This window comes from Pseudogracilibacillus sp. SO30301A, assembly GCF_037072025.1.
In the GTDB taxonomy this organism is placed as follows: Bacteria; Bacillota; Bacilli; order Bacillales; family Amphibacillaceae; genus Pseudogracilibacillus.
The window spans coordinates 17,594-28,894 of record NZ_JAXHDD010000032.1 but is presented as its reverse complement, the minus strand read 5'-3'; the positions used below and the strand labels follow the sequence as shown (position 1 = coordinate 28,894).

General features: G+C 33.0%; 6 protein-coding genes. All 6 read right to left on the bottom strand.

The window, feature by feature from the left end:
• Positions 1-13 precede the first annotated feature (13 nt).
• Positions 14-250 carry a hypothetical protein gene (locus SPD89_RS14835; RefSeq protein WP_336262731.1) on the bottom strand — a complete coding sequence of 79 codons (237 nt, stop codon included), beginning with the start codon at positions 248-250 and terminating at the stop codon, positions 14-16.
• Between the two features lie 481 nt (positions 251-731).
• Positions 732-3,821, bottom strand: a complete 3,090-nt coding sequence (locus SPD89_RS14830; RefSeq protein ID WP_336262730.1) for a type I restriction endonuclease subunit R — start codon at positions 3,819-3,821, stop codon at positions 732-734.
• 16 nt (positions 3,822-3,837) lie between these two features.
• Positions 3,838-5,061, bottom strand: a complete 1,224-nt coding sequence (locus tag SPD89_RS14825) for a restriction endonuclease subunit S (protein WP_336262729.1) — start codon at positions 5,059-5,061, stop codon at positions 3,838-3,840.
• On the bottom strand, positions 5,058-7,619 hold the full coding sequence (locus SPD89_RS14820) for a type I restriction-modification system subunit M (RefSeq protein WP_336262728.1): 2,562 nt from the start codon (positions 7,617-7,619) through the stop codon (positions 5,058-5,060). Before SPD89_RS14820 ends, SPD89_RS14825 begins: the two co-directional genes overlap by 4 nt.
• A 466-nt stretch (positions 7,620-8,085) precedes the next feature.
• Complete coding sequence (locus tag SPD89_RS14815) at positions 8,086-8,613, bottom strand: hypothetical protein (protein ID WP_336262727.1); 528 nt, start codon at positions 8,611-8,613, stop codon at positions 8,086-8,088.
• Between the two features lies 1 nt (position 8,614).
• Positions 8,615-10,282 carry an N-6 DNA methylase gene (locus SPD89_RS14810; RefSeq protein ID WP_336262726.1) on the bottom strand — a complete coding sequence of 556 codons (1,668 nt, stop codon included), beginning with the start codon at positions 10,280-10,282 and terminating at the stop codon, positions 8,615-8,617.
• Between the last annotated feature and the right edge of the window lie 1,019 nt (positions 10,283-11,301).

Sequence of the window (11,301 nt, the reverse complement as noted above, 5' to 3'; positions counted from 1 at the left end):
CACTAAACTTCTTCTATAATGACTGACATTTGCTGTTATGATTAATACTCAACTTTGATTCCGCTGCTTGCTGTAAATGAATAATCTCTTCTAACGAATTACGCTCTTCAACTGGTTTTACGTTTGTATTAAATTCTTCAGGGTGCTTTAATTCCCCACCCTCTTCATTTTCAGCAACAAGTATGATTTCGCCTTGAAAATCCTTTTGCAGCTTGTAATATTCAAGTTTTACTTTATCTGCAATATCCACCTTTTCACGCTTTTCTTTAGGGATAAACTTTAATAAATAACTTGTGTAAATGTTTTCTTCTCAAATATGCAATCTAACTGTGCAACATAATTATACCATTTACCGAAGTTACGTAATGTAACTCTGAATTCATATTGTGTATCTTCTGGTAAGTCCTCATAACGTTAAATAACAGGCTTAAATAAACTAGATATACGACCTAATAAACGCTCATCTTGCTTCTTTGTGCTTGTTTCACAAGTTTCATCACTTGAGCAATATCATCATCATTATACAAAGTAAATTTACATAATTTACTTTGCGTATCGTAGATTAATTTCAAATTTATTTCTTATTTTAACGTTATTGTTTCGTAAAAGGGCTGAAGCCATCGATAGGGATAGAGACAAGAAACTTGTCCCACATTGTTAAATATAAACTTATCGGAATATTTACCCGTCCTTGCAACCCCTCTATGATTGTAAGCAAGAATTGCTAATTTCTATTTATACTTCCTTTTAATTTTCGGTACAATCTCTGGTAGTATTTTCATGAGTTCCATATTATGTTCCAATAAGTTACTAGTTTTTGGGTTATCAATCGAATCATAATCAACATTACTTGTTAATTCATCGATATAAGGAATTTCCTTTGGATTCGCTGTTGAATAGATTTCTACCGATTTCTCAAAGATTATTTCATTAAGTCCCCATTCTCGAGATACTTTATAAATTTCGTCTTTTAATTTGCTTCGCTTCCATTCTTCATATGCTTCATCAAAGTTCACATTACTTGATATATTGCCAGGTTCTAATTCATCTTCAACAAATTGCTTCAGTAGCTCCGCTTGTTCAAAATCACCCATATTACTTAATTCTTCAATATGTTGGTAAACAATCCGTAATGTTTCCGCATCCACTGTTTGCTTTCCATTTGTCGAAGTGGCTTTATCGCCGATTAATTGAATAATATAATACGCATCAATTGTTTGTGTACCAGCTAGTTTTGCTTCACCTAATGGTAATACTGGTAACTCTTCTGGATCATCGTCCTGATTATCATCTCTTGTTACGTTTCGATAGGCACCAACATAACGCATCCATTCATGTTCTGTTATACCGAATGCCTCGTCTACCCAAGCAAATTCATAATATTGCTGAATCGTATTTAATTGACCGTTTGCCTTTTTGAAAGCTTTTACAAAGGTTTCCTTTGCCTCCTCATCCTTTTCTAAGGCTTGCCATACCGTTGGATCTTGTAATATCTGCATCAATTCTTGTGAGTATTTTACAAATTCATTTACTGCTACAGGATAGGGTTCTACAATTGCTTTACTACTCTTTCCACCACTTCCATATAAAATTAACGCCTCATTTACTGTTTCTTCCGTAATTCTTGGGTACTGGAAGTTAACAATCGTACCAAATTCCTTTTCTTTCCCATAAATTCGGTTTGTGCGTGAATAGGCTTGAATTAATCCTTGTAGTGCAAGCGAACGATCCACATATAACGTGTTAATAAATTTAGAATCATAACCTGTTAGTAACTGATCCGCAACAATAACAAGGTCAATGTTTTTCGGATTCCGACCACTTCCACCGCGTGTTGCTCGTTCAACGACATCTTCATAATATATATCTTCTCCTCGTCGTTTATCACCGTAAGCATATTTAATTCCAGTGAAAGCTGCATAATCTTTGAACATCATTTTAATTAATTCTGGGTCGGTAGGTTCTTTATCTGCATCTGTTCCAAAACTAAATGTCATTGCTACGTTAATGGCAATATCATCTCGTTCAGCTAATTGCCTTTTAAACTCTTCATAGTATGCTATTACTCGATGTTTAAATGCGACCGTTAAAATAGCATTGAAAAATTTATGTTGCGATTGGTCTTCCCAGTTGTTTAATATTTCCTCTACTACTCTCGGAATATGCGTCTCATCATGATAAAACAACATCTTACGTTTTCTTGCTTCCTTTTCCACTTCTAATTCAGACAGTTCATATACTTCTCGTTCAATTTTTCTTTTTGGTGTATCTGGTTGTTCCGCTAATTTATATTCAACAATTTGCTCGCGTAATGTATCATAACTTTCAAATTCTCCGGTATTTATATAATCAACATGGAAGCCTAAAACGTTTTTATCTGCAATTGCTTCATCTATCGTATATTGATGTAATAATGGTCCGAAAAGCTTTTCCGTCGTATCGATGAGTTCACTCTTTTCATTGATCATTCCCGTAATATTATTCTCGTCAAATAAAGGTGTTCCAGTGAATCCATAAAACAGACCATTTCTTCGGAAGTAATCTTTAATGGTTACCATCATGTCACCCATTGTCGTTCGGTGGGCTTCATCAATAATAAAGACTAATTTTTTATTAGCTAAACTTTCATCCTTCGCTTCCACTAAATCTTTCACCAGATTATTTAATTTAAAAGTTGTCGTTACAACAATACCTGTACGAGCGGATGATAAAAGTTTACGTAATTGATAGGTATGTGCTGTATCATCAACGGTTACGGATTCATATTGTGCGTATGCTTTGAAATTATCATTCGTCCGACTATCAAGCTCTTTCCGGTCTACTAAGAAAACAACATTATCAAATCCGGCTCGCGTCGATAAAAATAAAGCCGTTTTAAAACTCGTAATCGTTTTACCAGAACCTGTTGTGTGCCAAACAAATCCACCGTGAGGAATTTTATCATCATTGTCCCATCCAAGTGCAGCACCTTCGACCGCTTGCAGGGCATGTACTTGATAAGAGCGTAATAACATATGTTTACGATTTTCCTCTTCTTTTGCTTCATCAATGACTAAATAATCGCCAACCATTTGGTGTGCCATCGGAATCATTAAGAAGTGTCCAATCACATCTTCCCAATGATTGATGGGTTGATTATATTTGTTTGCCCAATGAAATAAAAAACTTGGATTAAATGCCTGAATGGACTTTGGTGTTGCAAAGTAACGAGTAGCTACTTCTGACGTCATCACCATCATTTGTGAAAATGCCATAAAATTATTTACATACTCACCATCTGCATAATAACGTTTAAACTGATTAAATGCTTCTTCGAGCGTCTTATCTGTACGCTTTTGTTCAATATTAATGAGTGGTAGACCATTAATGAGTAAAACAATATCAAATCGATTTCCGTTCGGTGTTTCTACTTCTCTGGCGATATTATAGCTCGAATCTCCGCCACGTACTTGTGCTTTTTTAAAGATTGTCAATGTAATTTGTTCGCGTGTTACGTCTGGCTGAGAATCTCGATAAATGCCATCAATTTTCCCAGTCGATTGTTCCATTGCTAATATCTTTGCCGCTTCATAACTGTTATCAATTTGCAATACCTTTGCCATCACTTGTGCAAATTCATTATCTGTTAAAGGAACACTTTCTAAAACATCCGCATTCATTCGATTCAGTTCCTTGCGCCAATGAATGACTAAATCTTGTACAGTTACTTTTTGTTTATTTCCATTGAGAAAATCTGGTGCTTTCCATTTGTATTGTTGTAATTTAGCAACGAACTTATCTTGAAAAGCTTTCTCCGCCGCATTCTTTCGCCCATTACTCATCTATGTACCTCCTTCCCTACACAAACATCTCTTCTAAATATGCTTCTTTCATTTTCTTTAGTTTTTCTAACTTTTTATCTTCGGTTATAATTTGATCATCTAAGTTTTTGAAAAACTCACCGATTTTTTGTTGCTCCTCATACGTAGGTGGAATATTAATTTGTGTTTCTAAAATATCTTTATTATATAGTCTTTGAATAGTACTCCCTTCCAAGCCATTCCATTTTACGATTTTATAAAATTGTTTTAGAAAAAGATTATTTAACTTACCATCATGTTTTAACCATACAATATTTGAATCTTGAAAATAAGCATCTTCACCATTGTATACTACAGTCCTACCAATGCTTCCTGAAGCTGAAATCAATATATCTCCTATGTTAGGATACGGGTACTTTAATTTATATTCATTAAAAATATCATATGAGATAAATGCATCAGCTTTTTGTCCGAAGGTTCCTATCTTATAGAATGGCACATCTCCTGCACTAGATGTTTGCCATTTAAAGATTCGTTTATTCATTTCAACTGTACCAAAGTCTCCCAACATTCCATTTTTCCATTCTCCTTCAAATCCTTTAAATCTTCTTTTCGGTACAAGTTCACCATCTTGCGGGAACATTTCAGTTAAATAAGCAGACTTTAATGCTTTTACTTTAGCAATTTTCCGTTCTTGATTTGCAATTCTTTCATCTAAAACCTTAAAAAACTCGCCGATTTTTTGTTGTTCTTGGACTGACGGTAGTAAAACTACTGTTTCTAATACTTTAGCCTTCGATATATTATATCTTGAAATACCTTGAGCTAATATCTCCATTTGCTTTCTAAACGAATTTGCTCTAAGCATATATCCTATATAGTAATAATCAAATTTAATAGTTGGTCGAAAACCAAAACAAAAACTATTTAGATATACGTTAGGTCTCTTATCTAGCCATACTGAGGACATACCCACCTCATTAGGCGTTTCAGAAGATGTAGTAAATAATATATCTCCATATTCCAACTGTGTTTGTTTATCATCACGGACCACTTTTTCCGTTACATTAATATCTGAAATAGTATTATTAAAAATATTCATGTAAGTAACAAATTCCGCCGTCCCATGTCCAAAGTCATTTTTAGTTTTTCCAGACAATCCCGAAAATGTTGATCCAATACTTCCCAAATCAATCTTTTTCCATTCCCACACAAATTCTTTAAACCTTCTCTTCGGCACTAGCTTTTTCTCTTCCTTCATTGCGTCACCACCAATTCTTGCAGCATTGCTTCAAATTGTGCTTCTAATGATTTACTTTCTTCTTCAATTATTTCTAGCGTATCAGCATATCTTTCTTTTAACCCTTTCAGAATATCCAATTCATTTTTAAGCGGTACTTCTACAAGTTTTGTAATGTCTTCTATCAAATGACCAAACCATTTTTTATACATGAGTTGATCGATCTCTTCATTCGTTAAGTTTTCAATTCTTTCTTCAACTTGTTCATTTAATGCATTTTCTTTTTCCTTAATTGATTTGTTTAAAGATGATTTTTCATCTAATAGTTTTCTAACCTTATCTAATAAAACATATTCATCCGTATCTTTTGCAACTTTCTTTATTTCTGCTCTAACTGCTGATATAGTAAAGTCATCTTCTCTCGCATTTAACGCTTCACTTAATGCCGCTTCTTCTTCACTTTCTTCTACCTTTGCTGCTTCAACGAGTTCATTTATGTCATCATTAATAGCCACTAAAGCATCTTTTTGTGTTTCCACTTCTCGTAGTTGTTCTGTATAGAGCTCCTTTAATATAAGTTCATTCGGTACAATTGCTCCAACCCAACCATCTTGTTCTGTTCGCTTCGTTTTACCAGATCCTTTTGTAACCATATTCGCTTCGCGTGTTTTTCCAACTGTGTAAAAGTCGCTAATCGCAATTTTCTCCGTATCTTCGGAAAGAATGTTTTCCCATAACTCCGCAATAATTTGATAACCATCATACGTATTAACGTGATTAAATTGTGTTAATAGCTTTTTAATTTCCGATAACATTTCTCCTTTTAATGGTTCAATATCATTCACATCAGCAACTGTTTTTAACTTTTCCCAATATGTATCCATATAGACTTTAGTTACTTCTGTTAATGCTTTGATTTGACTTTGTACGTTTTCATGTGTTAACACTTCTTCTGTTAAGTCTTTAACTGATTCTGTTAATTCCATATAACCTGGACGTAATTCAATAAGCGTATTATATAAAACATCTTTTGTCATCTCGTGAAGCACAGTTAGTTCTTTAATTTGGTTCAATGGTATGCCACCATATAAATGTGCATCCACATTATGGGCAATTTCATCGTCTACTGCTTCAATATATCGTGGAATATTTAAATTATATTCATTTTCTATGATGTCTTTTTTTGTTGCTAGATAACTATACCCCGGTTCACTCGTGCGTTCGATATAAGTATCAACAATTTTAGCAATATCCTTCTCTTGTAAGACGTTCTGCTTTCCTTCTTTTACAAACGATTTAGAAGCATCAATCATAAGAACAGGATCATCTAGCTTTCGGTTCTTTTTCAAAATCATTACAGTTACAGGAATGCCTGTATTAATAAACAGTTTATTTGGCAAGCCAATAACTGTATCAATATAGTTTTTCTCTAAAAGTCGTTTGCGAATTTCCCCTTCTGCCCCTCCACGGAATAACACACCATGTGGAAGTACAATTGCCATCGTACCTCCTTGACCCAAATGGAATAAACCGTGTAATAAAAATGCATAATCACCTTTAGAATCTGGTGGTAAAACTCCTGCAACTTCAAATCGTGGATCTATTACTTTTATCTCTTCTTGATTCCAATTTTTAACTGAGTAAGGTGGATTCATCACGACCGCATCAAACTGAACACCCTCATTGGGACGTTCCGGATCTTCAGGCCAATCTTGCCCTAGTGTATCGCCATTATTCACAGTCATTTTTTCCGGTCGAACACCGTGTAGTAATAAATTCATTCGTGTTAAGTTATATGTAGCCGTATTTTTTTCTTGTCCATAATAATGGAGATCCTTTCGGTTATCTTCTGTTAAATATCGACTAACCGTTAAAAGTAATGAACCCGATCCAGCAGTAGGGTCATAAATTGATTTTACCTCCGTAGTTTTAGCAACAATTTGTGCCATGACTTCACTTACTTGACGTGGTGTATAGAACTCTCCTGCCTTTTTACCCGATTCCATCGCAAACTGACCGATTAAATACTCGTAAGCATCTCCTAACACATCACCTTTTTGAAGTGCAACCATATTTAAATCGGCAAATAGTTCTATTAATTTACGGATATTTTTACTTCGAGCGTTTAAGTTACTTCCTAACGCAGTGTCTGTTAAATCAATCGTAGAACTAGAAAAAAGACCTTTAAAGTCATCAATACCTCCAGTTGTAGCTACCGTACGTTCAAAGCTTTGTAAGCTCTCTGTTACCTTCTCTAATTCAAATGTACCTTCACGAATATCCTTTAACCACGTCTGGTATAAGTGTTTCGGTAAAACATAATATCCAAGGACATTTTGAATCATATTGATGAGATTATCCCCATAACTTTCGTAAGCCTCTTCATAAGCTTGGACAATTTCTGCCTCATTCCCTTTAACACCACTCGTTTTGACAAATGTTTCAAGTGTTTTATCACTAAGGAATTTATAGAACATTAAACCTAACATATAATCTTTATAACGGCTGGCATCCATTGATCCCCTAAGATCATTAGCACCATCCCATAATCTGCTTTTAATATCATCTGATGTAATCATGTTCTTTCTCCCTTAATTATATTTACTTTTCAATCAATATATAAAATATTTCAACTTGATAATGAAGGCTTCAACAATTTTTTCCAATGCCTTTTAAACTGATATACCATCTCAGCGCATCCGTATCGTCATGCTTCCAAAATAGTTACTCGCTTTTATAATTAATCGATGGTTATAATTTTTCCAGATATATAAACTAAGACTTTTAACCCGATTTATAATTGACCATTATATCTTAGGATATCATGTTAATGTGATGAGTTCATTTATTGAAATAGCTTTGTTCGTTTGTAACAATCATTTCTTTTATAATCTAGGCTGCGATATTACTGTTAGCAGTTCAAAATCAGAGGATTGACTAGATTCTTTGACTTTTGAAAGACTTAGGCGCTGGAATCTTGTCTCCCTCAGTTAAATACATATTGCCGCCCCATTATTCGTCCCTGCGTCCCTATATAATAGTAGTTTAATTAATTTTTAAAAATCCTGTTTTCACTTCTTCCTCTATCACTTCTGTTAAACTATTTCGTGTTATTTTCAAGCTTTGATTCGCTGTTAACCTAACTACTTTAGGAAAGCCGTCTTCATTTTCCATCATATTAATAACACTCGAGTAATTTCCTTTATCACGAGTTGAGTGTGGAATTGGACCAAATAGAATCAGTCTATTTTCTGGTCTATAACTTAAACGTTTAAAATCAAATTTTTTATATTCATTAAATCCTAAATGTAATTTCACTCTATCTTTGTCAATTCCTTGTTTTTTAAATATCTGATAGATAACACGTTCCTTAACATTACTCTCTCCAAAAATAAGTATATTTCCGTTTGGATAAGTAAAGCTGTTTTCTTGTTCTGGTAGCAAATCAATGAAACTATAATCATTTAACGTTATTCTTAACGTTCTTTCGTCAGTAGCTTGTAAAATTTTTCGAGTTAAAATAGACGAGGCCTCAGTAGCGATGTCAAATAGCAACTCTTGATCTACTTGCATCCTACCTCACCTCCATAATATTATTCTTTTCTTCTTCAATTCGCTTAATTCTCTCTAAAGTAACTTCTTGTTCTCTCTTCAATAAATCATATACTTTTTCAATTTTGTTTTGTTCCTCTTCTGTTAGAACTGGAATTATAATTTTTTCTAAATCTCGAATACTTATAGTTTTCATCACGGTTCCTTTTTCGTATTTCTGTAGTTCTCTCATACCTAATTCACTTTGCAAATAAGCTTCAAGGTACTTTGGATTGATTTTATTTTTATCAATCTCCAAAAAGTATAAGTTACCGTTAACTAATATTTGTTTTTCTTTTTGTTCAATAGATGTCACTTTAAATGGAGACATTTTAGATATAATTAATGAATCATTTTTTATTACATGTTTTTCTAATGATGGATCAACTTTCTTTATAAATGGCAACTTCTTATCCACTATACCATTTGTAAAATTATTCAAAGCCAAATATTGGTATGGTGTAGGTGTTTCCGACTCTATTTCCTTTAAATTTTTATTAGAAATCATTGCACCACGATTAATTGTTTTGACAACATCTTTTAATTGTACTGTATTTTCATATGGTAAATCTGCAATTAAATAGCGTTTTGAAGATAATATGAAATCTTCATTTTCTATAACTTCAAATTTACAAGTTTTACTTAATTGTCCATCAACCCCTATTGCTTTAATGATTTTTTCAATATCGTCATCTCTTAAAACAGTTTTATGTCTTTTTTTAGTGCCCAGTTTTGTCGCATCAACAAATGAAACATTCGAATTATTTTTACTTAAAACAAGCAAACTTACTGGTATGCCTGAATAATCCAATAACCCCTCTGGCAGATCTATGATTGCTTCAATTAAACCATCTTTCATTAATTGTTTTCGAATAAGCGCATCGCGATTATTAACCAACGGAGCTTCATTCATGACAACTACTACTTTTTCAAAGTTTAAATGTAAAACCGCATCTAATACGAATAACCAAGTACTATCATAATTAGGAATTAATTCTTCGTATGCTGTCCCATTAAACTTTTTATTAAGTACCTCATCGTATATATATTTTGACACCCTAAGTCCCAGTGGTCCATTTATAAATACTTTGTTTGCTCCAAATACACTGATATCGGTTTTAAGAGCATTACCTAAAATAATATTTGATGTATCTTTATTCATAATGTTTAGTAATAGTTTAGATTGAATATATGCCTGAGGATTAATTTCTACGCCCATTAGCGCTATATCTTTATCCATCGACAATTGTGCCAATGTAATACCTAATCCTGAGCAAATATCAAGTATTGAATCTTTATTACGAATATCAAGTAGTGATTCTGCTAATTTTATAATACTGATAGGCGTTTTTTGTATAGTGTTCTCTCTATTATCAAATATTGATATTTGTTCTATAATCTCTAGCCATTCCTTATCTGATAATTTCGATATCTGTTTAAATTCTTCTATTAAATTAAAATTCTCCTCATAAACGTCTTTTAAAGCCCTTTTTACTTTTTCATCTCCAATATTCGTGAGTATCTCCTCGAATCCCATTTTTTGCAACTTTTGACTTATATATAAAGCAATAAACTGTAAATAAGATTCCTGTTTGACATCTCCTCTTGCTTCACCAACTACTCTGATTAAATCATTAATTTTATTCTCCAACAAAAACACCCCTCATGGTTTTTATATACCAAAATTTATTCTGGTTTAAGTATACCATCAATGTTTGTTTTAGTCAATGGTTTATATATACCAAATAAAACATCGGTATTTTTAAGATATTTATTGTTCTAAATCCTTGTTACATATATGAAAAGAATAATCACCAATTTAAAGCAATAACGGAAAAATTATATAAGTTTAACATGGCAATTACATATTCTAAAGAAAAGAGGCTATTCTCGCTAGATAGGAATATCCTCTTTTGTCAGATTAAGAATTTCTACACATCATAATAGGTATCTTAGTACTAATCCTATCTGAGTTGCTGTAGTTATAGTTTATGTATATTAAGTTAAGACATAGAAATTACTTCATGGAAAATTCCTTGCAACGATTGTCAAACGTCATAAAGAATACAACAATATTTCTCAATATGCTCCTACTTCTAGCGATAGTGAGTAGGTCAAGTAATTGAAAGTAATCAGGATCAACCATATGGGGAAGTTCTCTGTTGTTCGTTTTTCATTAGGTAATTCTGACCAAAGATCAAAAACAATCTGTGCCATTCTTAACGAATATTTTCAATAGATTCAATGCCATCATCTGCTAATGCACTATCTTGATCTTCAGTAATAAAAGCGATTTGATATTTTAATATCACTCATTTTATTATTAACTGGAGTAGTAAAGAGAAGAAGTACCTTTGTCTTTACTCCCTTTTTAATAATCTCTTGCATCAGTTTTTGGTATCTCGTCAACCGATCTTTTCGTGGATTGTTGTTACGGTAATTATGAGATTCGTCAATTACAACAAGGTCATAATTAGACCAGTTGACCGCATTCAAATTGATTTCACCAGACTATCCACCATCACGGTTTAGGTCAGTATGATTCAACACGTCATAATTAAAGCGACCATCAACTAGTACATTTCTTTTATTGTTTTGCGTATACAAAGGGTGGTAGCCCTAATGATCCCCCCTTACATAATACGATAACTAACAACTCCCCAATCTTAC

Bases quoted from the DNA above. Each gene is read 5' to 3' on its own strand.
- SPD89_RS14830 (WP_336262730.1), bottom strand. From the start codon at position 3,821: ATGAGTAATGGGCGAAAGAATGCGGCGGAGAAAGCTTTTCAAGATAAG.
- SPD89_RS14820 (WP_336262728.1), bottom strand. From the start codon at position 7,619: ATGATTACATCAGATGATATTAAAAGCAGATTATGGGATGGTGCTAAT.
- SPD89_RS14825 (WP_336262729.1), bottom strand. From the start codon at position 5,061: ATGAAGGAAGAGAAAAAGCTAGTGCCGAAGAGAAGGTTTAAAGAATTT.
- SPD89_RS14815 (WP_336262727.1), bottom strand. From the start codon at position 8,613: ATGCAAGTAGATCAAGAGTTGCTATTTGACATCGCTACTGAGGCCTCG.